The 23,060-nt window shown below is 70.5% G+C and carries 25 protein-coding genes; 13 read left to right on the forward strand and 12 right to left on the reverse strand.

Features of this window, described 5'->3' with window-relative positions; all coding sequences use genetic code 11:
• Positions 1–91: 91 nt before the first annotated feature.
• Entirely contained in the window at positions 92–1,267 is a 1,176-nt protein-coding gene (locus AB0M82_RS26270; protein WP_364726947.1) for an 8-amino-7-oxononanoate synthase, read from the forward strand.
• Between the two features lie 102 nt (positions 1,268–1,369).
• On the opposite strand, the gene AB0M82_RS26275 is transcribed toward AB0M82_RS26270, so the two are convergent.
• Both AB0M82_RS26275 and AB0M82_RS26280 read right to left on the reverse strand, forming a co-directional pair.
• Positions 1,370–1,801, reverse strand: coding sequence for a GNAT family N-acetyltransferase (locus AB0M82_RS26275; protein WP_364726950.1), 432 nt, complete (start codon positions 1,799–1,801; stop codon positions 1,370–1,372).
• A gap of 17 nt (positions 1,802–1,818) precedes the next feature.
• Positions 1,819–2,634 (reverse strand): serine protease, encoded by an 816-nt coding sequence (locus AB0M82_RS26280; protein WP_364726953.1) that lies wholly within the window; start codon positions 2,632–2,634, stop codon positions 1,819–1,821.
• Between the two features lie 158 nt (positions 2,635–2,792).
• Here AB0M82_RS26280 and AB0M82_RS26285 point away from each other — a divergent pair, with 158 nt between their 5' ends.
• Positions 2,793–3,632 carry a M15 family metallopeptidase gene (locus AB0M82_RS26285; protein ID WP_364726956.1) on the forward strand — a complete coding sequence of 280 codons (840 nt, stop codon included), beginning with the start codon at positions 2,793–2,795 and terminating at the stop codon, positions 3,630–3,632.
• A 95-nt stretch (positions 3,633–3,727) separates the two neighbouring features.
• A complete protein-coding gene (locus AB0M82_RS26290; protein ID WP_364726959.1) occupies positions 3,728–5,122 on the forward strand; it encodes a mycothione reductase in 1,395 nt (464 codons plus the stop codon).
• 12 nt (positions 5,123–5,134) lie between these two features.
• Here the strand turns inward: AB0M82_RS26290 and AB0M82_RS26295 are convergent, their stop codons facing one another.
• Positions 5,135–6,343, reverse strand: coding sequence for an MFS transporter (locus AB0M82_RS26295; protein ID WP_364726962.1), 1,209 nt, complete (start codon positions 6,341–6,343; stop codon positions 5,135–5,137).
• Positions 6,344–6,392: 49 nt separating this feature from the next.
• On the opposite strand from AB0M82_RS26295, the gene AB0M82_RS26300 reads away from it, so the two are divergent.
• From AB0M82_RS26300 to AB0M82_RS26320, 5 genes are all read left to right on the forward strand, one after another.
• Positions 6,393–7,076 (forward strand): FadR/GntR family transcriptional regulator, encoded by a 684-nt coding sequence (locus tag AB0M82_RS26300; protein WP_364726965.1) that lies wholly within the window; start codon positions 6,393–6,395, stop codon positions 7,074–7,076.
• Between the two features lie 205 nt (positions 7,077–7,281).
• On the forward strand, positions 7,282–7,773 hold the full coding sequence (locus AB0M82_RS26305; protein WP_364726968.1) for a hypothetical protein: 492 nt from the start codon (positions 7,282–7,284) through the stop codon (positions 7,771–7,773).
• 66 nt (positions 7,774–7,839) lie between these two features.
• Positions 7,840–8,682, forward strand: coding sequence for a DUF4097 family beta strand repeat-containing protein (locus AB0M82_RS26310; protein WP_364726970.1), 843 nt, complete (start codon positions 7,840–7,842; stop codon positions 8,680–8,682).
• A gap of 26 nt (positions 8,683–8,708) precedes the next feature.
• Positions 8,709–9,665 carry an ATP-binding cassette domain-containing protein gene (locus AB0M82_RS26315; RefSeq protein WP_364726973.1) on the forward strand — a complete coding sequence of 319 codons (957 nt, stop codon included), beginning with the start codon at positions 8,709–8,711 and terminating at the stop codon, positions 9,663–9,665.
• The gene (locus AB0M82_RS26320) at positions 9,665–10,468 is read left to right on the forward strand and encodes an ABC transporter permease (RefSeq protein ID WP_364726975.1); all 804 of its coding nucleotides are present in this window, start codon (positions 9,665–9,667) and stop codon (positions 10,466–10,468) included. The genes AB0M82_RS26315 and AB0M82_RS26320 overlap by 1 nt, the downstream gene beginning before the upstream one ends.
• Position 10,469: 1 nt before the next feature.
• Here the strand turns inward: AB0M82_RS26320 and map are convergent, their stop codons facing one another.
• A complete protein-coding gene (map, locus tag AB0M82_RS26325; protein ID WP_364726976.1) occupies positions 10,470–11,327 on the reverse strand; it encodes a type I methionyl aminopeptidase in 858 nt (285 codons plus the stop codon).
• A gap of 77 nt (positions 11,328–11,404) precedes the next feature.
• Positions 11,405–12,259 (reverse strand): GNAT family N-acetyltransferase, encoded by an 855-nt coding sequence (locus tag AB0M82_RS26330; protein WP_364726978.1) that lies wholly within the window; start codon positions 12,257–12,259, stop codon positions 11,405–11,407.
• Positions 12,260–12,359: 100 nt separating this feature from the next.
• Here AB0M82_RS26330 and AB0M82_RS26335 point away from each other — a divergent pair, with 100 nt between their 5' ends.
• Complete coding sequence (locus tag AB0M82_RS26335) at positions 12,360–12,566, forward strand: DUF4177 domain-containing protein (RefSeq protein ID WP_364726980.1); 207 nt, start codon at positions 12,360–12,362, stop codon at positions 12,564–12,566.
• A gap of 41 nt (positions 12,567–12,607) precedes the next feature.
• On the opposite strand, the gene AB0M82_RS26340 is transcribed toward AB0M82_RS26335, so the two are convergent.
• Together AB0M82_RS26340 and AB0M82_RS26345 are read right to left on the reverse strand one after the other, a co-directional pair.
• Complete coding sequence (locus AB0M82_RS26340) at positions 12,608–13,000, reverse strand: VOC family protein (RefSeq protein WP_364726982.1); 393 nt, start codon at positions 12,998–13,000, stop codon at positions 12,608–12,610.
• Positions 12,997–13,803 carry an AraC family transcriptional regulator gene (locus AB0M82_RS26345; protein ID WP_364726984.1) on the reverse strand — a complete coding sequence of 269 codons (807 nt, stop codon included), beginning with the start codon at positions 13,801–13,803 and terminating at the stop codon, positions 12,997–12,999. Before AB0M82_RS26345 ends, AB0M82_RS26340 begins: the two co-directional genes overlap by 4 nt.
• Before the next feature lie 79 nt (positions 13,804–13,882).
• Here AB0M82_RS26345 and AB0M82_RS26350 point away from each other — a divergent pair, with 79 nt between their 5' ends.
• Positions 13,883–14,137, forward strand: a complete 255-nt coding sequence (locus AB0M82_RS26350) for a hypothetical protein (protein WP_003057586.1) — start codon at positions 13,883–13,885, stop codon at positions 14,135–14,137.
• Here AB0M82_RS26350 and AB0M82_RS26355 read toward each other — a convergent pair.
• The 4 genes from AB0M82_RS26355 to dxr all read right to left on the reverse strand — a co-directional run bounded on the left by AB0M82_RS26355 (position 14,126) and on the right by dxr (position 18,268).
• Entirely contained in the window at positions 14,126–14,524 is a 399-nt protein-coding gene (locus AB0M82_RS26355; RefSeq protein ID WP_364726986.1) for a hypothetical protein, read from the reverse strand. The two genes, AB0M82_RS26350 and AB0M82_RS26355, sit on opposite strands and share 12 nt — an antisense overlap.
• A gap of 53 nt (positions 14,525–14,577) precedes the next feature.
• Complete coding sequence (gene ispG, locus AB0M82_RS26360) at positions 14,578–15,729, reverse strand: flavodoxin-dependent (E)-4-hydroxy-3-methylbut-2-enyl-diphosphate synthase (RefSeq protein ID WP_364726988.1); 1,152 nt, start codon at positions 15,727–15,729, stop codon at positions 14,578–14,580.
• Positions 15,730–15,847: 118 nt separating this feature from the next.
• A complete protein-coding gene (locus tag AB0M82_RS26365) occupies positions 15,848–17,062 on the reverse strand; it encodes a site-2 protease family protein (protein WP_364726990.1) in 1,215 nt (404 codons plus the stop codon).
• A 3-nt stretch (positions 17,063–17,065) separates the two neighbouring features.
• Positions 17,066–18,268 (reverse strand): 1-deoxy-D-xylulose-5-phosphate reductoisomerase, encoded by a 1,203-nt coding sequence (gene dxr, locus AB0M82_RS26370; RefSeq protein ID WP_364726993.1) that lies wholly within the window; start codon positions 18,266–18,268, stop codon positions 17,066–17,068.
• 94 nt (positions 18,269–18,362) lie between these two features.
• On the opposite strand from dxr, the gene AB0M82_RS26375 reads away from it, so the two are divergent.
• Complete coding sequence (locus AB0M82_RS26375) at positions 18,363–18,620, forward strand: DUF2631 domain-containing protein (protein ID WP_043786955.1); 258 nt, start codon at positions 18,363–18,365, stop codon at positions 18,618–18,620.
• A gap of 26 nt (positions 18,621–18,646) precedes the next feature.
• Entirely contained in the window at positions 18,647–19,303 is a 657-nt protein-coding gene (locus AB0M82_RS26380) for a peptidylprolyl isomerase (protein WP_364726996.1), read from the forward strand.
• 741 nt (positions 19,304–20,044) lie between these two features.
• Here the strand turns inward: AB0M82_RS26380 and AB0M82_RS26385 are convergent.
• Positions 20,045–21,580 (reverse strand): hypothetical protein, encoded by a 1,536-nt coding sequence (locus AB0M82_RS26385; protein WP_364726998.1) that lies wholly within the window; start codon positions 21,578–21,580, stop codon positions 20,045–20,047.
• Positions 21,581–21,910: 330 nt separating this feature from the next.
• On the opposite strand from AB0M82_RS26385, the gene AB0M82_RS26390 reads away from it, so the two are divergent.
• Entirely contained in the window at positions 21,911–23,008 is a 1,098-nt protein-coding gene (locus AB0M82_RS26390; protein WP_364727000.1) for an acyltransferase, read from the forward strand.
• Positions 23,009–23,060: the final 52 nt, after the last annotated feature.

Here is a 23,060-nt window from a genome sequence, read left to right on the forward strand (position 1 = left end):
AGCCCCGGACCGGCACCCGCCGGTCCGGGGCTTCCGGCGTTTCCGGGCCCGCCGCAGGGCCGCGCGGCGTCCTGATGGGAGACTGCGGGACGTGACTACGCCGCCGACACCCCCGCCCGACCAGGTCTTCGACTGGCTCGACACCGAGGCGGAGAAGCGCGCGAACGCGGGGCTCGTGCGGCAGCTGCGGCCGCGTCCCGCCCGGTCGGATGAGCTGGATCTGGCCGGGAACGACTACCTCGGGCTGGCCCGCGACAAGCGCGTCGCCGGGGCCGCCGCGGCCGCCACGCTGCGCTGGGGCGCGGGCTCGACCGGCTCCCGGCTGGTCACCGGGTCGACCGAACTGCACACCGAACTGGAACTGGAGCTCGCCCGGTTCTGCGGCGCGCAGGCGGCGCTCGTGTTCTCGTCCGGGTTCATGGCCAACCTCGGCGCGGTGACGGCGCTGTCGGGGGCCGAGGCCGCGATCGTCACCGACAAGTACATCCACGCGTCTCTGATCGAGGGCTGCCGGCTGTCGCGGGCCGACGTCGCCGCGGTCGCGCACTCGACGCCGTCGGCGATCAAGAACGCCCTGGCGACCCGGCGCAAGCCGCGGGCACTGGTCGTGACCGACTCGGTGTTCTCGGTCGACGGCGACCTCGCCCCGCTCGGCGAGCTCGCCGGGATCTGCCGCGAGCACGGGGCCGCGCTGCTGGTCGACGACGCCCACGGCTTCGGCGTCCTCGGCGAGGGCGGCCGCGGCGCGGTCCACGCGGCCGGGCTCTCGGGCGCGCCCGACGTCGTCACGACGTTGACGCTGTCGAAGTCGCTCGGCGCCCAGGGCGGCGCGGTGGTGGGGCCGCGTCGCGTGATCAAGCACCTCATCGACACGGCTCGCAGCTTCATCTTCGACACCGCGCTCGCGCCCGCCAGTGTCGCCGCCGCGCTCGCCGCGTTGCACGCGCTCAAGGAGGAGCCGGGGCTGGCGGGGAAGGTGGTGGAGAACGCGGGCAACCTGGCGATGTCGTTGAAGGCGGCCGGGTTGAAGGCGAGCCTCCCCGACGCCGCCGTGATCTCGGTTCAGGCGCCGTCCGCGGAATCGGCCGTCGCGTGGGCGGCGGCGTGCGCGGAGCAGGGCATCCGCGTCGGCTGCTTCCGGCCGCCGTCGGTACCGGACGGCATCTCCCGGCTGCGCCTCACGGCGCGGGCCGACCTCACGGAGTCCGATGTGGACCGTGCGGTGAAGGTGATCACCGCGACGGCACCACGGGGTGCCACCACCTGAGCCGCCCCCGGAGGGTCGGCTCGCGTGATTGGGGACGGGACTCGCGTGATTGAGGGCCGATCTCGCGTGATTGAACGCGGGACTCGCGTGATTGGCCGGGCATCAGGCTGGGCGGCGCATGCGGATGTGCGGGATTCCGTCGTCGTCGGTGTACTCGGCGCCTTCCGCGACGAATCCGTAGCGCGCGTAGAAGCCCTGGACGTACGTCTGGGCGTCGAGGACGTACTCGCCCGGGATTGTCAGGGCCGCGTCCATGAGCTTCGCCGCCAGGCCACGGCCGCGGGCCTGAGCGGCCGTCACCACCCGGCCGATGCGGCGGACGCCGCCGGGGTCGAGCAGCACCCGCAGGTACGCCGTGACGCCGTCGTCGCCCTCGAACCACAGGTGCCGGGTCTCCGGCAGCAGGTCACGGCCGTCGAGCTCGGGGTACGCGGCTTTCTGCTCCACCACGAACACGTCCACGCGCAGGCGGAGGATGTCGTGCAGCTGGGCGGCGGTCAGCTCGGGGCCGGTCGCGTCGTGCAGGGTCGGCATACCCCTGCTTAGCACGCTCAGCCGAAGAGGCGGGGCCTGGCCTGGGCCTTGATGTCGTCTGTGTACGCAGAGACTCGCGTGTAGACCCCCGGCTTGCCCGCTTTGCCGCAGCCGTCGCCGAAGGACACGATCCCGATCAGCGTGTCGCCCACCACGAGCGGGCCGCCGGAGTCGCCCTGGCAGGCGTCGACGCCGCCCGCTTCGTACCCGGCGCAGACCATGGTCCGCTGGTTGTAGACGGTGTAGTCGGCCCGGCAGGTTCTGTCCGAGACCACCGGAACCTGGGCGCCGCGCAGGTAGTCGGACCGGTCGCCGCCGTCGGCGAGGCGGCCCCAGCCGAGCACCGTCGCGGTGGTGCCTTCGCGGTACGAAGCCGTGTCACTGCGTTCAGGCAGCTTCGCGGGCCGGTAGCCGAACTGGCCGCGGACGGTCAGCACCGCGATGTCGTCCCCCTGGGTCGGGTCGCTGTACCCCTTGCTGATCCAGATCTTCGAGACGCCCAGGACCTGGCCGTCGCCGGTGCGCTTGTCCTCCCGGCCGGCCACCACGCGGACGTCCTGCTTCGCCACCGCCTTGGCGCAGTGCGCCGCGGTCGCGACCGCCGTGGAGCTGACGATCACCGCGCCGCAGAACTGGTTGCCACCCGCGTCGGTCAGGTACGCCGTGTACGGGTGGGCCGCGAGGGAAGCCTTGCCACCGCCCACGATCCGCGGCTGGTTGGCGGACGCCGGGTCGGCCGACGCCGTGCCCACCACGACCGGGACGACCACCGCGGCGGCCGCGAGGAGCGCACCGCTCGCGAGCAGCAAGGATCGGCGGGACTTCACGGACATGGGTCGTTCCCCTCTTAGGACCAGCACAAGACATGAGCAATCGGCATCCGGACGACTCCGGTGCGTGAAGGAGTGGCGCTGAACACCGTAATCCGAGTGGGCCCGAAACGGTGTCACTGAAACGGGTGGACTCCGAGCGCTTCTGCCAAGCTGGCCGGATGCGACGGCGAGCGACGGCGGTGCTCGGGGCGGCGCTGGCCTTCGCACTGACCGCGTGCACGCCGGCACCGCGACCTGCGCCTCCGCCGCCGACGGCGACCACGGCACCGGTCCGCGGCACGACCACGCCGAGCGCGCCCGCCGTCGCCTGGCAGGTGGGTGCTCGTCCCCTCCCCCGCCGTGCCGACGGCTTCGGCGAGATCGAACCCACCCCACCCGAACTGGTGAACCGGACACTTCCGACAAAGGACCTCCTCCCGCCACCGGCCGGCGGGAGGTACGCCGCGACGATCAGCGCGGTGCCCGCCGACGTCCTCGCGCGCAGCACCTGGCAGCCCGCCTGCCCGGTCAAGGCCGGCGACCTCCGCTACCTCACGATGGCGTTCTGGGGGTTCGACGGCCACGCGCACACCGGCGAAATGCTGGTGAACGCGGCCGGCGCAGCCGGGATCACCCAGGTGTTCGGCCGGCTCTTCGCGGCGCGCTTCCCGCTGGAGGAGATGCGCGTGACCAGCGCGGGCGAACTGACCGCGCCGCCGACCGGCGACGGCAACTCGACCAGCGCGTTCGTCTGCCGCCCGGCACGCGGGCAGACGACCTGGTCGGCGCACGCGTACGGGCTCGCCGTCGACGTCAACCCGTTCTGCAACCCCTACACCCAGGGCGATCTCGTGCTGCCCGAGCTGGCCTCGGCCTACGTCGACCGGGCACACGTGCGGCCGGGCATGGTCCTGGCCGGCGACGCGACCGTGCGCGCGTTCGCGGCGATCGGGTGGAGCTGGGGTGGTTCCTGGCGCAGTCCGACCGACCGGATGCACTTCACCGCGACCGGCCACTGAGCACGTAATACGACGTTCAGCACAGCCGGGAACACCCGTCTCACGGAGACGGTTGGCTAGGGTGGACCGACCGGACCGACCCCGCGGAGGATGCAGTGCCCCACTACGACCTGGTGATCGTCGGGACGGGATCGGGGAACTCGATCCTCGGCCCCGGGTTCGCCGACCGGAAGACGGCGATCGTGGAGAAGGGCACCTTCGGCGGCACCTGCCTGAACGTGGGCTGCATCCCGACGAAGATGTTCGTGTACACCGCCGACGTCGCCTACACGCCTTCGCACAGCGCGAAGTACGGCGTCGACGAAGAACTGAAGGGCGTGCGCTGGCGCGACATCCGCGACCGGATCTTCGGCCGGATCGACCCGATCGCCGCCGGCGGCGCGGAGTACCGCCGCAGCCACGCGGACAACGCGAACGTCGACGTCTACGAGGGCACCGGCCGCTTCACCGGGCACAAGGAGCTGCGCGTCAGCTTCCCCGGCGAGCGCCCCGACGAGGTGCTGACCGCCGACCGGTTCGTGCTGGCCGCCGGCGGGCGCCCGGTCATCCCGGAGATCCCGGGGCTGGACGACGTCGGCTACCACACGTCCGACACGGTGATGCGGCTCGACGAGCTGCCCGGGCGCATCGTCATCCTCGGCGGCGGGTACATCGCGGCCGAGTTCGCGCACGTCTTCGCGTCGCTCGGCGTCCAGGTCACCCTGGTCAACCGGTCCGGGCGGCTGCTGCGCTCGGAGGACGAGGACGTCAGCGCGCGCTTCACCGAGCTGGCTTCGGAGCGCTTCGACGTCCGGCTGGACCGCAAGACCGTGCGGGCGCGCCGGACCGCCGGCGGCGTCGCGCTGGACCTCGAAGGACCGCAGGGCGCCGAAACCGTCGAAGGCGACCTGCTGCTGATCGCCACCGGCCGGAAGCCGAACTCCGATCTGCTGGACGTCGCCGCAACCGGGGTGACCACAATGGACAGTGGGCACGTCGTCGTCGACGACCACCAGGAGACCGCGGTCGAGGGCATCTACGCGCTCGGCGACCTCTCGTCGCCGCACGAGCTGAAGCACGTCGCGAACCACGAAGCCCGGGTGGTGCAGCACAACCTCCTGCACCCGGACGAGCGGATCACCGCCGACCACCGGTTCGTGCCGCACGCGGTGTTCACCCACCCGCAGGTCGCGTCGATCGGGCTCACCGAGCAGGCCGCGCGCGAACAGGGCGTGTCCTATGTGGTCTCGAAGCAGGACTACGCCGGCATCGCCTACGGCTGGGCGATGGAGGACACCACGGGCTTCGCGAAGCTCCTGGCCGACCCGGCGACCGGGCAGCTGCTCGGCGCGCACATCATCGGGCCGCAGGCGTCGTCGGTGATCCAGCCGCTCATCCAGGCGATGAGCTTCGGCCTGGACGCGCGGGCGATGGCGCACGGGCAGTACTGGATCCACCCGGCGATGCCGGAGCTGATCGAGAACGCCCTGCTCAACCTGCCCCTGGATTGACCCGGAGCGGGATCAGACGAAGCGGTGGCGGCCGGCGAGCACGCCGAACACCAACTGGACTCCGAGCAGGCCGAGCAGCATCGCCAGCGGCACGGTCCAGCCGCCCGCGACGTCGTGCAGGAAGCCGAACAGGAACGGGCCGAGCGCGGCGAAGAGGTAGCCGAAGCCCTGTGCCATCCCGGACAGCCGGGCGGTGTCCGCGCCGGTCCGCGCGCGCAGCGCGATCACGGTCAGCGCCAGTGAGAACACGCTCATCCCGAGGCCGACGAGGATGCTCCAGAGCAGCGGCGACCACGCCGGGGCGAGCATCAGCCCGGCCGTCCCGGCGACACCGATCAGGCCGAGCGTCGCGGTCCACGGGCCCTGCCCGCGCCGCCGGGCCGCCATCGGCGCGACGACGAGGCTGATCGGCACGGCGATCAGCGAGACCAGGCCGAACAGCAGCCCGGCGTCGTCGCGGGACACGCCGGCGTCCATCAGCACCTGCGGGAACCAGCCCATCGCCGCGTAGGCGTAGAACGCCTGCAGGCCGAAGAAGGCCGTGACGATCCAGGCCAGCCGGTTGCGCAGCAGCGAACGGCCGGCCTCGGCGGCGTCGGCGTGACGCGGCGCCCGGCCGGTGCCGCGGGCGGCGAGGATCCACGTGACCAGCGCGACGACGGCCAGCACCGCCCAGCCGCCCAGCGCCGGCCGCCAGCCGCCGAAGGCGTCGCCGAGTTGCGGGGTCACCGCCGACCCGAGTGCGCCGCCGCCCTGCAGAGCCGCGGTGTAGACGCCGGTCAGCAGGCCGATGCGGGCCGGGAACGAGCCCTTGATGACCACCGGGACGAGCACGTTGATCAGGGCGATCCCGGCGGTGGCGACGAGCGTCCCGCCGAGCACCACGACCGGGCCGTCGAGCACGCGCAGCACGAGCCCGGCCGCGAGCGCGCCCAGCGCGACCGCGATGGCGACGCCGATGCCGGCCCGGCGGGCGAGCAGCGGCGCGGCCAGCCCGGCGCCGGCGAAGCACAGCGTCGGCAACGTCGTGAGCACGCCCGCCCAGACCACGGACGCGCCCAGGTCCTGGCGCATTTCGGCGAGCATGGGGCCGACGCCGGTGATGGCGGGGCGCAGGTTGAGGGCGGTGAGCACGACGGCGACCGCGAGCAGCGCACCGGCGGCGACGACACCCGGCGTCCGGATCGCCGCGGCGCCGTCGAGTTCGGATTTCACGCTCATGCCCGCTACTATCGCATACGTAGGATGATTGGATGAAGGGACAACTCCTGTGCCTCTGGCCACCACCCGGCGGGCAGGCCTCGTCGACCAGGTCATCGAGCAGCTGCGGACCGCGGTCACGCAGGGCGAATGGCCGATCGGTGAGCGCATCCCCACCGAGATCGAGCTCGGTGAACAGCTCGGCGTCGGGCGCAACACCGTCCGCGAAGCCGTGCGCGCGCTCGCGCACACCGGGTTGCTGGAGGTCCGGCAGGGCGACGGCACCTACGTGCGCGCCACCAGCGAGGTGTCCGGCGCGATCCGCCGGCTCTGCGGCTCGGAGCTGCGCGAGGTCCTGCAGGTCCGGCGCACGCTCGAGGTCGAAGGCGCCCGGCTCGCCGCCGTCGAGCGAACGCGGGAAGAGGTCGCCGAACTGTGGTCGCTGCTCGCCCGCCGCGAGGTCGAACTGCGCGAGCGACGCTGGCAGGACTTCGCGCGCACGGACGCGGAGTTCCATTACGCCGTGGTCCGCGCCGGACACAACCGGCTGCTCACCGAGCTCTACCGAGGCCTGACCGAGGTCATCACGGCCAGCGTCGCGGCGACGTCCACCATCACGCCGGGCGCCGGCTATGTGCCCGAGATCGGCCATGAAGGTCTCGCCGACGCCATCGCCGAGCAGGACCCGGAGCGCGCCGCCGCCGAGGCCTGCGGCTTCCTGGACGAGCTGCTGGAGCGCACCGAACGCGCCTGACCGCCCATCCGCCCCAATGTGGCGTTGGTTGCGTCCAGCGCACCCAATGTGGCGTTCGGTGCGCTGGACGCACCGAACGCCACATTGGGGCGTTTGCCCGGCACCGGGACTGACCAGTGGGTTTACTGGAAATGGCACCATTGGTGTCCCCTAAGGGTGCCAATTCAGGGTTGTCGTGGTGCCACGATGGCGCCATAGTTGTGCCATGGACCTGACGCCCTTCGTGGACGAACTCCGGCGGGAGCTCGCGGTCGCCGCCGAGGCGGCGGGCGAGGAAGCCGTCGCCCTCGCCGAGCGGCTCACCGCGCCGCTCGAGTCGGCGATCCGGCTGACCCTCCTCGACGCCCTGTCGGCCGCGGCCGACGAAATCACCCGCGACCTCGCGCCCGGCTCCGTCGAGGTGCGCCTGCGCCGCCGCGAAGCCGAATTCGCGGTCGCGCTGCCGTCGACACCCGAGCCGGAACCCCCGGTGGCGGCCGCGCCGCCGCCCGAGGCCGACGACGGCGCCGTCTCCCGCATCAACCTGCGGCTGCCCGAACAGCTGAAGCAGCGCGTCGAAGAAGCCGCCGGCCGGGACCGGATCTCCATCAACGCCTGGCTCGTCCGGGCCGCGAGCAGCGCCCTGGGCACCGAGCGCAGCCGCCCCACCCAGCGCCGTTCGGCCTTCGGCGAGAAGTACACCGGCTGGGTTCAGTAACCCGCTTTTCCCTGCACGTCTCCGACCTGCGGAGACACCATCCGAGCACCCCAGGAGGGCGCAGCCATGCCTGTTTTCCCCACCCCCGAGCCGATCACCGCCACGATCGACGTCAGCATCGCCGACGTCCGGATCGTCGCCGGCGACGGCACGGAAACGACTGTCGAGGTCACCCCGGCCGACCCGGCCGAAAACGAGGACGTCAAGGCCGTCGCGAAGACCCGCGTCGAGTTCGCCGGCGGTGAACTGCTGGTCAAGGGCCCGAAGTACGTCACCAAGCTCTGGGGCCGGGGCGGTGCCCTGCACATCACGGTCGAGCTGCCCGCCGGTTCGCAGATCACCGGCACCGCCGCGATGGGCGACTTCCGGGTCACCGGCCGGGTCGGTCACAGCCGCTTCAAGACCTCCGTCGGCGACATCCACCTCGACGAAGCCGCCCGGCTCGAGGCGAGCACGGCGACCGGCGACGTCACCGTGGAGCGGGCCACCGGGCACGCCGAGCTCGGTACCGGGTCCGGCGAACTGCGGATCCGCGAGATCGACGGCACCGCCGTACTGAAGAACTCCAACGGCGAGACCCGCGTCGGCGAAGTGACCGGCGACCTGCGCGTCAGCGCCGCCAACGGCGACATCCTCGTCGACCTCGCCCACGCCGGCGTGCACGCCAAGACCGCCTCCGGCGACATCCGGCTCGGCGAGGTGGTCCGCGACCGGGTCGTCCTCGAAACCGCCGTCGGTGAGATCGAAGTCGGCATCCGCGAGGGCAGCGCCGCGTGGCTCGAACTGAACTCGCTGGTCGGGTCCGTGCGCAACACGCTCAGCGCCGCCGACGGACCCGGCGGCAACACCGAGACCGTCGAGGTCAAAGCCCACAGCTACACCGGCGACATCGTCATCCGCCGCGCCTGAAGACTCCACACACGAAGGGGAAGTCCATGCCAGACGCCATTGTGGCCGAGGGACTGGTCAAGAAGTACGGCAAGGTCACCGCGCTCGACGGGATGACGTTGGCGGTACCGGAAGGCACGGTGCTCGGCGTCCTCGGGCCGAACGGCGCCGGGAAGACCACCACCGTCCAGATCCTCACGACCCTGCAGAAGCCGGACGCGGGTCACGCGACGGTCGCCGGGTTCGACGTCGTGAAGGACGCGCACGAGCTGCGTTCGCGCATCGGCGCTTCGGGCCAGTACGCCGCGGTCGACCAGGAACTCACCGGGGCCGAGAACTTGGAGATGGTCGGCAGGCTGTACCACCTGGGCACCAAGCGGGCCAAGGCCCGCGGCCGGGAGCTGCTGGCCCGGTTCAGCCTCGACGACGCCGCCGACCGCCCGGTCAAGGGCTATTCCGGCGGCATGCGGCGCCGGCTCGACCTGGCCGGCGCGCTCGTGGCCAACCCGCCGGTGCTGTTCCTCGACGAGCCCACGACCGGGCTCGACCCGCGGGCCCGGACCGAGCTGTGGGAGGTCATCACCGAGCTGGTCGCGGGCGGCACGACGCTGCTGCTCACCACGCAGTACCTCGAAGAGGCCGACCGGCTCGCCGACAGCATCGCCGTCGTCGACCACGGCCGCGTGATCGCCCGCGGCACCGCCGACGAACTCAAGGACCTCGTCGGCGGCGAGCGGATCGAGCTGACCGTCGGCACGCACGCCGACGTCGCCACCGCGCGGCGGGCGCTGGCCCGGCTGGCCAGCGGCGAGCCGCAGGCCGAGGCGTTCAAGCTCACCGTGCCCGTGACCCACGGCGCGAAAGCGCTTACCGAAGCGCTCGCCCTGCTGGCCGCCGAAGGCGTCGACGTCCGCGACGTCGGTGTCCGGCGCCCCACCCTCGACGACGTTTTCCTGACTCTCACCGGCCACGAGCCGGCCGAAACCGCGAAGGAGGCCGTGTGATGAACGCGGTGCAGATGGCCGTGACCGACGGCGTGACCGTCGCCAAGCGCAACTCGATCAAGATCCTCCGGTCGCTTGACCTGCTCGGGTCCATCGTGTTCATGCCGGTGATGTTCGTGCTGCTCTTCGGCTACGTGTTCGGCAGCGTGATCGACATCCCCGGCATGTCCTACCGCGAGTTCATGCTGCCGGGGATCTTCACCCTCGCGGTGGCCATGGGCAGCATCGTCACCGGCTACGGGCTGACCGACGACCTGCAGAAGGGCATCATCGACCGGTTCCGTTCGCTGCCGATGTCGCCCGCCGCCGTGCTGATCGGGCGGACCACCGCCGACCTCATCCTCAACGTGACGAGCCTGCTCATCATGGGCCTGGTCGGCCTGCTGGTCGGCTGGCGCGTCCACACCGGTCCCCTGGAGGCGCTGCGCGGCGTGCTCCTGCTGCTCGCCTTCGCCTACGCGCTGTCGTGGGTGATGGGGACGCTCGGGCTCGCCGTGCGCAAGCCCGAGGTGTTCAACAACGTCTCGAGCGTGGCGATCTTCCCGCTCACGTTCCTGGCCAACACGTTCGTCGACAGCGGGCGGCTGCCCACGCCGCTGCGGGTGATCGCGGACTGGAACCCGGTCTCGGCGATCACCCAGGCGTCGCGGGAGCTGTTCGGCAACACGAGCGCGGCGATGCCGATGCACGACGCCTGGCCGATGCAGCACGCCGTGCTGGCATCGGTGCTGTGGATCGCGGTGCTGCTGGCGGTGTTCGTGCCGCTTTCGGTGCGCTGCTACCAGAAGGCGACGAGCAGCTGACTCAGGGCAGCGTGAGGATCTCGCTGCCGTCGGCCGTCACCACGAGGGTGTGCTCGAACTGGGCCGTCCACTTCTTGTCCTTCGTGGTGACGGTCCAGTCGTCGGCCCAGATGTCGTAGTCGATGGTGCCCAGGGTGATCATCGGCTCGATCGTGAAGGTCATGCCCTCCTCGATGATCGTGTCGACGGAGGGCTCTTCGTAGTGCAGCACCGTCGGCGGCGTGTGGAACGCCGGGCCGACGCCGTGGCCGGTGAAGTCGCGGACCACGCCGTAGCCGAAGCGCTTGGCGTAGGCCTCGATGACGCGGCCGATGACGTTGAGCTGCCGGCCCGGCCGGACCGCCTTGATCGCCCGCATGGTCGCCTCGCGCGTGCGCTCCACCAGCAGGCGCGCCTCCTCGGAGACGTCGCCGGCGAGGAACGTGGCGTTCGTGTCGCCGTGCACGCCGCCGATGAACGCGGTGACGTCGATGTTGCAGATGTCGCCGTCCTCGATCACCGTCGAATCGGGGATGCCGTGGCAGATGACCTCGTTCAGCGAGGTGCAGCACGACTTCGGGAACCGGCGGTAGCCCAGCGTCGAGGGGTAGGCGTGGTGGTCGAGCAGGAACTCGTGCACCACCTTGTCGATGTCGTCGGTGGTGGCGCCCGGCTTGACGGCCTTGCCGCCCTCCTCCAGCGCCTGCGCCGCGATCTTGCTCGCGACGCGCATCGCCTCGATCACCTCGGGCGTGCGCACGCCGTTGCCGGTGTCCCGCTTCGGCGCCGGCTTGTCCACGTACTCGGGACGGGCGATGGAACTGGGGACGTCACGGCGCGGCGTCTGGACGCCGGGAACCAGCGGGGCACGAACGGACATGCCTCCACCTTACGACGGCCGCCTCAGCCGATCCCCGTCAGGAACCGCACCGCGGGTTTCGACGACCCGGCCCGTCGTTAAAACAGCACCGTCGCGTACTGGCCGACCTGCTGGAACCCGATCTTGCGGTAGGCCGCGAGGGCGGGCGTGTTGAACGCGTTGACGTAAAGGCTCGCGGTGCGGCCCAAGCCGCGGACGAGGCGGTTCACCACCGCGGCCGTGCCGGCGGTGCCGAGGCCGTCACCCCGGCGTTCGGGGTGCACCCAGACACCCTGGATCTGCCCCACGGCCGCCGACATCGCGCCGATCTCGGCCTTGAAGACGACTTCACCGTTCTCGAACCGGGCGAACGCCCGCCCGGCGCCGATCAGCTCCGTGACGCGGGCGCGGTAGCTGGCCCCGCCGTCGCCGCTGCGCGGGTCGACGCCGACCTCCTCGATGAACATCGCGACGGCGGCCGGGAGGTACCGCTCGAGCTCGTCCGGCCGCACGGCGCGGACCAGCGGGTCGGCTTTGACGAGTGGTGTCTTGTCGAGCGCCATCAGCGGCTGGTCGTCCCGCACCTCGCGGGCCGGGCCCCATTCGTCTTCGAGTTCGTTCCACAACCCGAGCACCTGCTCGGCCGGTCCGACCAGCGAGGAACAGGTTCGCTGCCGGCGCAGGGCGCGATCGGCGAAGGAGCGCAACGCGGGCGCGTTGCCGCGGAGCGGAATGAGGTTGGGCCCGGAGAAGCACAGCCCTTGGAGCCGCCCGGCTCGGACCGGACGGCTGTCGGCGGCCCAGAGTTCACCGCCGAGCCGCCACGGATCGAGGCCCGCGGCCTCGACCCGGGCGCTGACCATGCAGCTGCCCACCGGGTCGGCGCCGAGCGCGGCACGGACCGCCGGATAGTCCCGATCATCGAGCAGCCGTGCACCTGCAAGCCGCAACACGGGCTCCAGGGTGCCAGATCCGGCTCGTAAACGGAACGCGAGCCTGTCGACACCGGGAGCTGAACAGCCCAGGTCGGGGCTTACGGGCAGAATCGAAGCCATGCAGCGGTACACATACAAGGTCGTCGAAGTCCGGGAGAAGCTCGTCGGGGGCAAGATGTCCGGCGGGAAGCTCGAGAAGCTGCTCAACGACCACGCCGCCGACGGCTGGCAGCTGAAGACCATCACCTCGGCGGAGGTGAAGGGGCGCGTGGGACCCGGCGGGGTCGACGGGTTGCTGGTCACCTTCGAGAAGCCGGTGGGCTGAGGGACGGGTCCGGTCGCCGCCCCTCGGCCGGCCGGCTCCGGTCAGGGAGCGCCGCGGTAGGTGCCGATCGTCCAGGAGTTGCCCTCCGGGTCGCGGAGGCTGAACGTGTGCGAGCCATAGTCCGTGTCGGTCAGCTCCGCCGTGATCTCCGCGCCCGCCTCCCGCGCCATCGCGTAGATCTCGTCCACCTGGTCGGACACCACATACACCGCGCTCGCGCCCGGCTTCATCGCGTCGTGCACGCCGTCCGGCGGGCGGACGCTGCCCAGCATCACCGCGCCGCCCTCCGGCCAGTGCAGCTCCGCGTGCGCGATCAGATCGCCATCGGGCACCACCAGCGTCTCGGTGAAACCCAGGACGTCGACGAGGAAACGGACCGCCGCCGGAGCGTCGTCGTAGCGCAGGGCGGGCCACACGTTCGGAACAGGAGTCATGCCGGCGAGTCTCGCCCGGCCGGGACCCGCTCGTCTTGGAGGAACGGGAGCTCCTCGGCGATCCACGTCCCCGGCGTGCACCCGGCCAGCGCGCGCCACTCGTTGGTCAGGTGCGCCTGGTCGTAGAACCCGCACTCGACGGCCAGCGCGGCCAGGTCGGTGTGCCCCCGCCGCAGCAGCCGCCCGGCCCGTTCGAACCGCAGCACCCGCGCCGCCTGCTTCGGCGCCAGGCCCAGCTCCACGCGGAACCGCTCGCCCAGGTGACGGCGGCTCCAGCCGACCTCGCCGGCCAGGTCCGCGACGCGCACCCGGCCGTCGGCCCCGCGCATCCGGCGCCACGCCTCCCCCAGCTCGGGCGGTGGCGCGACCGGCTCCACCGCCCGCGCGGCCAGCACGTCGTCGAGCAGCGCGAACCGCGCCCGCCAGGTCGGCAGCTCCCGCAGCCGGTCCGGCAACGAGCCCAGGCCGAACTCGGCCAGATCACACACCTCGCCGCTCAGCTCCGCCGCGGCGACCCCGAAGAGCGTGCGCACGCCCAGCGGGTCGAGCTCCAGCTGAAGCCCCTCCTGCACGCGGTCCTGCCGGATCAGCACCGCACGCGTGTGCAGGCCGCCGACCAGCGCCTGCAGGCTGTGCCCGGCCATCCGGACCGGCCCGGCCAGGCTGATGACGAGCGTCACATGCCGGGACGGCAGACCGCGGTGGACGGCCAGCGTCACGTCGTCCTGCGCGTACCCGACATAGCGCGTGACCAGCGGCCGCACCGCCGGGTGCGGCTCGCGGACGGCCCAGGTCACGCTCACGATGCCAGCCTAACCGTCACCACCGGCAGTTCGGGGGTCTGCTAACACGGAGGTGGTCCCCACCGCGGAAGGAACGCCGATGACGATCCAGGAGCAGGCGCAGCAGCTGGAGCTGCTCGCCGACCAGGTGCCCACCGGCATCGCACTCGCCACCAAGAGCGACCTCGAAGACCTGCAGGCGCAGGTGCTCGGTCTGCTCGGGGAGACCTCGACCGCGACCGCGATCCAGGGGGCCATCCAGCTGGCGTCGCAGCAGATCGACGAGGTCGCCGCCGCGCTGGAGAACGTCCGCCTCCAGATCCGCGACGCCGCCCAGCACCACCTACAGGGCTGACTCGTAGTACGAGTGGACCGCGGGCTGGCCCGTGTAGTTCGGGCCGGCCCGGTCGTCCGCGCCGAGGTACCGGAACGGCAGGGCGCCGGTGAACCGGCCGGTGCGCCGGACGCGGCGGGCCCGCGAGTCGTACGCGAAGCCCGCCTCGCGCAACGCCGGGAGGACCCGCCGGGCCGCCGGAGCACCATCCGGCAGGCGAAGGGAGGCCGCGTCGAAGTTCGCCACGAAGACGCCGTCTTCGTCCAGCCACGACGCCGCTCGCAGCAGCGCGCGCCCGCTGCCGCAGCAGAGATCGAGCCAGCGAGCGCCCGGCGGCAGGCCCAGGATGTCGAATCCGAGGACGCGCGAATAGCCGTCGCGGCCGGCCAGCCGGCGCTCGCGGTTCATGGCCCGGTTGGCCACAACGGACGATGCCTCGAGGACAACGTCCGTCAGCAGCTTCAGCCAGCGGTGACCACCGGCGCGCCCTCGCCGAGGGACTCGCCCGCCGCCTCGGCGATGCGCATGGCCTCTTCGATGAGCGTCTCCACGATCGCGTGCTCGGGCACGGTCTTGATGACCTCGCCCTTGACGAAGATCTGGCCCTTGCCGTTGCCCGAAGCGACGCCGAGGTCGGCCTCGCGGGCCTCGCCGGGGCCGTTGACGACGCAGCCCATGACGGCCACACGCAGCGGGATCTCCATCCCCTCGAGCCCGGCGGTGACCTGCTCGGCGAGGGTGTAGACGTCCACCTGCGCGCGCCCGCACGACGGGCACGACACGATCTCCAGCTTGCGCTGCTTGAGGTTCAGCGACTGCAGGATCTGGATGCCGACCTTGACCTCTTCGACCGGCGGCGCGGACAGCGAAACGCGGATGGTGTCGCCGATGCCCTGGCGCAGCAGCGCGCCGAACGCGACGGCCGACTTGATCGTGCCCTGGAACGCCGGGCCCGCCTCGGTGACGCCGAGGTGCAGCGGGTAGTCGCACTGCTCGGCGAGGATCTCGTAGGCGCGCACCATGACGACCGGGTCGTTGTGCTTCACCGAGATCTTGATGTCGTGGAAGTCGTGTTCGGCGAACAGCGACGCCTCCCACAGCGCCGACTCGGCCAGCGCCTCCGGCGTCGCCTTGCCGTACTTGTCCATGATCCGCTTGTCGAGCGAGCCGGCGTTGACGCCGATCCGGATCGGCGTGCCGTGGTCCTTCGCCGCCTGGGCGATCTCCTTGACCTGGTCGTCGAACTTCCGGATGTTGCCCGGGTTGACGCGCACCGCGGCGCAGCCGGCCTCGATCGCGGCGAAGACGTACTTCGGCTGGAAGTGGATGTCGGCGATCACCGGGATCTGCGACTTGCGCGCGATCGCGGGCAGCGCCTCGGCGTCGTCGGCCGACGGGCACGCCACGCGGACGATGTCGCAGCCCGCGGCGGTCAGCTCGGCGATCTGCTGCAGGGTCGCGTTGACGTCGGAGGTGAGCGTCGTCGTCATCGACTGGACGGAGATCGGGAAGTCGCTCCCGACGCCGACCGAGCCCACCTGGAGCTGGCGGGTCTTGCGGCGCTCGGACAGGACGGGCGGGGGCAGGGCGGGCATACCGAGTGCGACGGTCACGGCCTCCAGCGTACCTACCCCTACTGGGCCACCGTCACCATGTCAACCGTCACGGTGAGCAGCGTTACGCGCGGAGTGAACCGCCACGGAGGGACCGGAATCCCTCCGTGGCGGGGCACTACTGCAGACGAATCGGGTTGACGATGTCCGCCGTCACCGTGAGTAGGGTCACCGCGCCGCCGATGAGCACCAGGACCATCGTGATGCCGGACAGCTTCGTGTAGTCCACCGGGCCGCCGGCCGCCTTGCCCCGCAGCCCGCGGATCCAGTCGCGGACGCGCTCGTACCAGACCACCGCGATGTGGCCGCCGTCGAGCGGCAGCAGCGGCAGCAGGTTGAACACGCCGATGAAGAAGTTCAGGCTGGCCAGCAGGAAGAAGAACAGCACCCAGATGCCCTGCTCGACCGCCTCGCCGCCGATCCGGCTCGCGCCGACGACGCTGACCGGGGTGTTCGGGTCGCGCTCGCCACCGAAGATCGCGGTGACCACCGCCGGGATGCGCTCCGGGAACTCGACGAGCCGCTGGGCCGTCTCGGCGAACATCGTGCCGGTGAAGCTGAACGTGGCGCCGATCGCGGCGACCGGGTCGTACTGCGTGGTGATCGCGGGCACCACCGGCGACGCGCCGATCATGCCGACCTCACGGACGCCGGCGCTGCTCCAGCGCTGCACCTTCGGCACGTCGACGACGAGCGACAGCCGCTGGTCGCCGCGCTGCACCGCGAACACCGTCGGGCCGCTGGTGGCCTGCACGGCGGCCAGCATCTCCTGCCAGGTCGCGACCGGCTTGCCGCCGACCGCCAGTACCTTGTCGCCGGCCCGCAGACCGGCCGCCTCCGCCGGGCGCGCGGCACCCTGCGGGCAGGTGGTGTCCTTGGCCTGGGCCTCGGTCGTCGCCGTCCGCGCGCAGGACGTCGACGCCAGCACCGGCGAGGGATCGGCGGGAGTCAGGTTCGGCAGCCCCATCGTCACGGCCATCAGGTAGAGCACCACGAAACCGAGGATGAAGTGGGTGATCGACCCGGCCGACATCACGACGGTGCGCTTCCAGGTCTTGAACCGCCACATCGCGCGCGGCGCCTCGTCCGGCGTCACCTCGTCGAGCGCGGTCATGCCGGCGATGTCGCAGAACCCGCCGAGCGGGATCCACTTCAGGCCGTATTCGGTCTCCCCGCGGCGCCACGAGAACACCGTGGGCCCGAAGCCCACGAAGTACCGGCGGACCTTCATGCCGAAGGCCTTCGCGGTGATCATGTGACCGGCCTCGTGCAGTGCGACCGAGACACAGATCCCCAGTGCGAAGAGCACCACACCGATGATGTAGGCGAGCACCCGCTACTTCCCCTCGATGATCGAACCGGCCCGCGCGCGAGCCCAGCGCTCGGCCGCGAGTACGTCCTCGACGTCGCGTGGTTCGCGACGCCATTCGTCGGCGGCTCCCACCACCTCGGAAACAGTGTCCACTATCGACGTGAAGCTGGTGTTCTGCGCGAGGAAAGCGGCCACGAGCTCCTCGTTCGCGGCGTTGTACACCGCGGGCAGGCAGCCGCCCACGCTGCCGCAGTGCCGGGCCAGCTCGACGGCCGGGAAGGCCTCGTCGTCGAGCGGCTCGAAGGTCCAGGTCGCGGCCTTGTCCCAGGCGCACGCGGGGGCGGCGCCGGGGACCCGGTCCGGCCAGTGCAGCGCGAGCGCGATCGGCAGCCGCATGTCGGGCGGGCTGGCCTGGGCGATCGTGGAGCCGTCGGCGAACGTCACCATCGAGTGCACGATCGACTGCGGGTGCACGGTGACGTCGATCCGCGCCGGCTCGATGTCGAACAGCAGCGCCGCCTCGATCAGCTCCAGCCCCTTGTTGACCAGGGTCGCGGAGTTGATGGTGATCAGCGGGCCCATCGACCAGGTCGGGTGCGCCATCGCCTGCTCGACGGTGACGCCGGCCAGCTCGGCGCGCTTGCGCCCGCGGAACGGGCCGCCGGAGGCGGTGAGGACGAGCCGGGCGACCTCGCTCCGGTGCCCGGCACGCAGCGCCTGCGCGATCGCCGAGTGCTCGGAGTCGACCGGCACCAGCTGGCCGGGCTTCGCCGCGGCGAGGACCAGCGGCCCGCCGGCGATGAGCGACTCCTTGTTGGCGAGCGCGAGCGTGGCGCCGGTGGCGAGCGCTTTGAGCGTGGGCTCGAGGCCCCGGGAGCCGGGGAGCGCGTTGAGGACGGTGTCGACGGGGATGGCGTCGATCAGCTCGGTGACGGCGTCGGAGCCCGCGAAGAGCCTCGGGAGCTTGAACTCGCCCTGGTCGTAGCCGCGCTTCTGCGCCTCGGCGTACAGCGCGAGCTGCACGTCTTCGGCGGCCGTGGCCCGGGTCACGGCGACGGCGTCGACGCCGTGGGCGAGCGCCTGCGCGGCGAGGGCCGCCGGATCGGCGCCGCCCGCGGCGATCCCGGCCACCCGGAACAGGTGCGGGTTGCGCGCCGCGACGTCGAGGGCCTGCACGCCGATGGACCCGGTCGAGCCGAGCACGAGAACGCTTCGCGAGGTAGTCATCGCCGGTCATTGTCGCGCGGGCCGTGTCCGCGGCGCACCCGGAGGTGTGGGATCATCGGCGGGTCCGAGGTTCACGGGGTTTGAGGAGTTCATCGTGGCAGGCAAGGCGGTCGAGAAGAGGCGGCCCGAGGTCGACCCGCGCGACGAGCCGTCCGCGGCCTGGGGCTGGCACGGCTCGTTCCCGAAGGCCACCCGCATCGCCGGCTGGGTCAGCGCGATCATCCTGCTGGTGATGATCAAGGGCAACCACGAGAACAACACCGAGAACGTCTGGCTGGTCGGCCTGGCGGCGTTCCTGGTCCTGCTGCTGGTGCTGGACATCCGCAAGCAGCGCACGGCCTGGCGCAAGTAGTTGGTGACCCGCTAACGTCGCGGGTCATGAAGCTGCACTGGGGTCTGGCTGTTCTTTTCGTGTTGGACGCCTTGGTGGCGCCTGCCGCTCCGGCGTCGGCTTCGGTGCCGTTGGTCCGGTGCACGTTCACGCCGACCCCCGACAACCCTGCTGCGCGGCCAGTGGTGCGTCCTTTGCCGTTCGCTTCGACGCGCGGGACCGTGGATGTGACGTTCCGCTTCAACTACGGGCCGGTGACCGTGCGGCTGGATCGTGGCGGGGCTGCGCCTTGCGCGGTGCACAACATGGTTTCGCTGGTTTTGCAGCGGTTCTATGACCGGTCTCAGTGCTGGCGGCTTTCCAACTCCGCTCGGCTTGGTGTTCTTCAGTGCGGGGACATCTATGAGGTGGAGAAGGGCGGGCCGGGGTACAAGTTCCCGGACGAGGTGACCGGGACGGAGACGTATCCGCGCGGAACGATCGCGATGGGGAACCAGGGGCCGGGGACGAACGGGTCGGAGTTCTTCATCGTGCACTCGTTCGCGAACATCCCGGCGAATTACTCGGTGATGGGGCGGGTCGTTCAAGGGATGTCGGCGATCGACCGGATGGTCGAGGACGGGATCATCCCCACCGATCCGAACGGACCGCTGGACGGGGCGCCGGCACACCCGGTGAAGATCCAGCGAGCCATCGTCGGCTGATAAATCAGAATTTCGGCCATCTCGCCACCACACTGGATCATCGCCGTCGTGAAATTTCGCGTCGGCCACCGGTTCTCACATGGCACTCAACAGTCATCAGCAGCCAGCAAATTCATCCATGAGAATCTCCAACTCATCAGTTGCAGCAATACAGGCCGACTGAGATGTTCTCTTGATCCGAGTCAACGCATCGACATCTTGCGAATCTGCGGCCAACAATCCCAGTCGCACGAAGTTCGGGGTCAGAGTCCAATTTCGCATTGAACTGTCGAACCGCCACTCAAAGGACCCGGAAAACTCTTCTGTAATCCTATTGAATCGATCGTCCAAGCCAGAATTCGGATTACTGTATCTCCAGACCACAAAAGGCGGTCGAACCAACCCGTCGACAGGGTCAGCACCCACGGACATACGCGCCCAGGAAACCACTCCGCGAGCTGAAAGTGCTTCCAGAACCAACGTCGAATCGATCACGAGAACGGCCCCGCAAATCCTCGCCTTCCCCACCGCAAGCCGTCATTAAGGGACTTCATTCTCCTCATGTAGTCTCCCCACGGGATCGCGTTCATACTCAGCCGCGGATCATACGCGTACTTGCCGTCAGTGTACACGTGGTGGAACGTATACTCGACCGTGCTCGAACCTTCCGGAACCAGCAAGGTCTTCCCCTTCCCCTTGAAAGCGACGATCTTCCCCTCTTGCCCGGCTGCGGCCAGCAAGTTTTCAGATATCTCGGAGCAATCAAATCCACATACGTCGATAGGCTGCTGTTTCATTGCATCCAAGACGCGTTGATTCGGCGGAAAGTGAGCGTTTGGAGTCGTACTCGAGCGTGGCGAGCGGGGTACCGTCGGCGCCCTTGAGACCGTCGCTCTTCTGCCGGCCGAGGTCGTCGTATCCGTACGTGCGGATACGACCGCCGCCGTAGTCGATCGAGCCGAGGTTGCCCGCGTCGTCGTAGCCGAGCTTCTGCTCGACGCCCGTCAGGCCGTCCTTCTGGGTCGACAGACGCGCTTTGTCGTAGCCGAACACCGCGGTGCCCGAACCGTCGACACGCCCGGAGCCGTCGTAGGAGTAGGTCGCCGTGCCCGACAGCGGCCCGGTGCTGGTCAGCAGGTCGCCACGATCGTCGTACGTGAACGTCTTCTCGCCGCTCGGTGCGTTCACCGCCAGCAGCCGCCCGGTCAGGTCGAACCGCTGGACGCGATCCGGTGTCGGTTGCGCGGCGCCGCTACCCGTCTCCAGTCGCAGCAGGCCCAGCGCGTCGAACGTCCGCTCACGGACCACGCCGCCCGGTGCCTGCACGCGCGCCGGCTGGCCGGCGAGGTCGTACGAGGTCGTCCACGTGCGATCCGCCGCGGCCGGATGTGCCGCCGTCGCCAGTTCGATCACCGACTCGGACAGGCCCAGGACGTTGTACGTCTCGATGGTGCTGTTGCCGCGGCCGTCGGTCGACCTCGTCCGATTGCCAGCTGCGTCGTAGCCGAACGACGTCGTGATCGAGGACGTGTCCGAAACCGGCTCCTGCTGCTGGACCAGGAGACCACGGGAGTCGTACCCGAACCGGGTGGTGCGGCCCAGTGCGTCGGTCACCGAGACCTTGTTGCCGTCCGCGTCGTAACCGGCGGCACTCTTGCGGAGCACGTGCTCGCCGGGATCGAGACTGTAGAAGCCGGTCGCCCGCCCCGCCGGGTCGTGGCTCACGTAGCCCGTCCGGCCGTGACCGTCGGACTGCCGCACCTGGCGTCCGGCGAAGTCGTATCCGTACTGCGAGACCACGCCCGCCGGGTCCCTGGTGACGATCCGCTGCCCGAGCACGTCGTACTCGTTCTTCGTCAGCTCACCGGTCGGTGCCGTCGAAGAGACGAGGTTCCCGGCGTCGTCGTACCGCAGCTTGGTGGTGTAGGCGGCCGGAGCGGGACGACGCCCGAGTTCGGTCGCCGTCACCTGCCGGCCCAGGTCGTCGTAGGTCGCTTCCACCCGCGAACCCGTCGGATCCGTGGTGAAGCGCAGTTCGCCTTCGGTCGTGTAGCCGTACTGCCACACGCCGCCGGGCTGATCGCCGGCCTCCGGGTTCGGGTCGGTGCGCTCCACGGGCCGGTTCAGCTGGTCGTACCGGTACCGGGTGATCACGCCGTCCGGGCCCGTCACGCTCAGCAGGTTGCCGAGCGCGTCGTACTGCTTGGTCGTCACGACCTTCGCCGCGGTGGCCTCCCCCGGCTTCCGGTAGTCCGGGGACGCCGTCTTGACCGCGCGGCCCGCCCGGTCGTAGGTCACCGTCCCGACGTTCCCATTCGGGTCGCGGGTTTCGGTCTGCTCGCCGAAGGTGTCATAACCGGTGACGACCTTCGGAAAATCCCCAGACGATTCCGGTCTCCGGGGCCGCGCCGACCGCGAGTAACTGCCGGGTTCTTGCCGTCATGGCAGGCGCGAAACCCGCTTGAACATCGCGCCGCCACGGCCGCCACCTTGGCAGCACTTCCGATCACTGTCAGGCACGCTAGCGCGCGGCCCCAAGCCGAAATGCCACCCCAACGAGTGAATGCGTGGATCGTCCGATTACATTGGGCAGGTTCAGTCGGCTGAGGCCTCGTGGGGGATCAAGCGATGATGACGCACGACCAGTATCTGGCCACCCGAAGATTCCCGGCCCTCGACGGCGTACGCGCCGTCGCCGCCGTGCTCGTGGTCGTGTTCCACTACGGCGGACCCAACTGGGTGAGGGCCAACGGCTGGATCGGGGTGCACCTGTTCTTCGTGCTCTCCGGCTTCCTGATCACCACCCTGGCACTGCGCGAGGAAGCCCGCGCAGGCCGGGTATCACTAGCGGAGTTCTACATCCGCCGCGCGTTCCGCATTCTTCCTGTCTACTACGTCGTGATCGGCGTGGTCGTCGTCTTCGCCTACTTCCGCGGCCTGGGCCTGCGGCACAGCGGCATCGTGGCGGCGCTGCCCTGGAACGTCGCCTTCGTCGGTGAGTACCACCAGATGACCTGGTTCGGCCAGGCCTGGACCCTCGGCGTCGAGCAGAAGTTCTACCTCGTGTGGCCGCTGCTCGCGTTCGGCCTTGGCGCGCTGGGCTTCGTGAAGCGCCTGAGCCTCGCCGTCGGCCTCGTCGCCGTCATGCTCGCCCTGATCCCCTTTATGCCCTACGCGGGCGCGTACTCGCCGATCCTCATCGGCTGCACGCTGGCGATCGTGCTGCACCACCGCAAGGGCTTCGCCGCGCTCCGGGTGTTCACGCACCCGGTCGCCGGGCTTGTGGTCGCCGCCGCGCTGATCGCCGTCCAGACCATGTTCGGCGAGATCACCGAACTGCTGCACGACGACGGCGGCTCGATCACCGGCACGGGCTACGTCCTGCTCGCCGCGCTGCTGGTGCCGTCGCTGGTCGCCGGCGGCGGCCCGTTGGCCTGGGTGCTGTCGCTGCGGCCGATGCGGTTCATCGGGGAGCGTTCCTACTCGCTCTACCTGATGCAGGGCGTCGTCGCGGTGGCACTCGCGGGGGCCATCCCGCAGTTCGCGCCGCACCGGACGCTCACCGCGGTCGCCGTGACGATCGTCGGGCTGATGGCCGCCGATCTGCTCTACCGCTGGGTCGAACTCCCGATGATCGACGTCGGACGCCGGATCATCGTCCGGCGACGCGCGAAGCAGGCTCCCCCGGTGACCGAGGTGGCCGAGCCCGCGCTCGCCGCGGCCTGAACCAGCGCCAGAGCGAAGAAGCCGGGTGCCGCACGTTCGCGGCACCCCGGCT

This window comes from Amycolatopsis sp. NPDC051128 (assembly GCF_040682715.1).
In the GTDB taxonomy this organism is placed as follows: Bacteria; Actinomycetota; Actinomycetes; order Mycobacteriales; family Pseudonocardiaceae; genus Amycolatopsis.

Excerpts from the sequence above, each read along its gene's own strand:
- AB0M82_RS26305 (WP_364726968.1), top strand. The coding sequence starts at position 7,282 with ATGGACCTGACGCCCTTCGTGGACGAACTCCGGCGGGAGCTCGCGGTC.
- AB0M82_RS26275 (WP_364726950.1), bottom strand. The coding sequence starts at position 1,801 with ATGCCGACCCTGCACGACGCGACCGGCCCCGAGCTGACCGCCGCCCAG.
- AB0M82_RS26285 (WP_364726956.1), top strand. The coding sequence starts at position 2,793 with ATGCGACGGCGAGCGACGGCGGTGCTCGGGGCGGCGCTGGCCTTCGCA.
- AB0M82_RS26315 (WP_364726973.1), top strand. The coding sequence starts at position 8,709 with ATGCCAGACGCCATTGTGGCCGAGGGACTGGTCAAGAAGTACGGCAAG.
- AB0M82_RS26280 (WP_364726953.1), bottom strand. The coding sequence starts at position 2,634 with ATGTCCGTGAAGTCCCGCCGATCCTTGCTGCTCGCGAGCGGTGCGCTC.
- AB0M82_RS26355 (WP_364726986.1), bottom strand. The coding sequence starts at position 14,524 with ATGAACCGCGAGCGCCGGCTGGCCGGCCGCGACGGCTATTCGCGCGTC.
- AB0M82_RS26380 (WP_364726996.1), top strand. The coding sequence starts at position 18,647 with ATGAAGCTGCACTGGGGTCTGGCTGTTCTTTTCGTGTTGGACGCCTTG.
- AB0M82_RS26320 (WP_364726975.1), top strand. The coding sequence starts at position 9,665 with ATGAACGCGGTGCAGATGGCCGTGACCGACGGCGTGACCGTCGCCAAG.
- AB0M82_RS26335 (WP_364726980.1), top strand. The coding sequence starts at position 12,360 with ATGCAGCGGTACACATACAAGGTCGTCGAAGTCCGGGAGAAGCTCGTC.
- AB0M82_RS26295 (WP_364726962.1), bottom strand. The coding sequence starts at position 6,343 with ATGAGCGTGAAATCCGAACTCGACGGCGCCGCGGCGATCCGGACGCCG.
- AB0M82_RS26310 (WP_364726970.1), top strand. The coding sequence starts at position 7,840 with ATGCCTGTTTTCCCCACCCCCGAGCCGATCACCGCCACGATCGACGTC.
- AB0M82_RS26390 (WP_364727000.1), top strand. The coding sequence starts at position 21,911 with ATGATGACGCACGACCAGTATCTGGCCACCCGAAGATTCCCGGCCCTC.
- AB0M82_RS26350 (WP_003057586.1), top strand. The coding sequence starts at position 13,883 with ATGACGATCCAGGAGCAGGCGCAGCAGCTGGAGCTGCTCGCCGACCAG.
- map (WP_364726976.1), bottom strand. The coding sequence starts at position 11,327 with ATGTCCGTTCGTGCCCCGCTGGTTCCCGGCGTCCAGACGCCGCGCCGT.
- dxr (WP_364726993.1), bottom strand. The coding sequence starts at position 18,268 with ATGACTACCTCGCGAAGCGTTCTCGTGCTCGGCTCGACCGGGTCCATC.
- AB0M82_RS26340 (WP_364726982.1), bottom strand. The coding sequence starts at position 13,000 with ATGACTCCTGTTCCGAACGTGTGGCCCGCCCTGCGCTACGACGACGCT.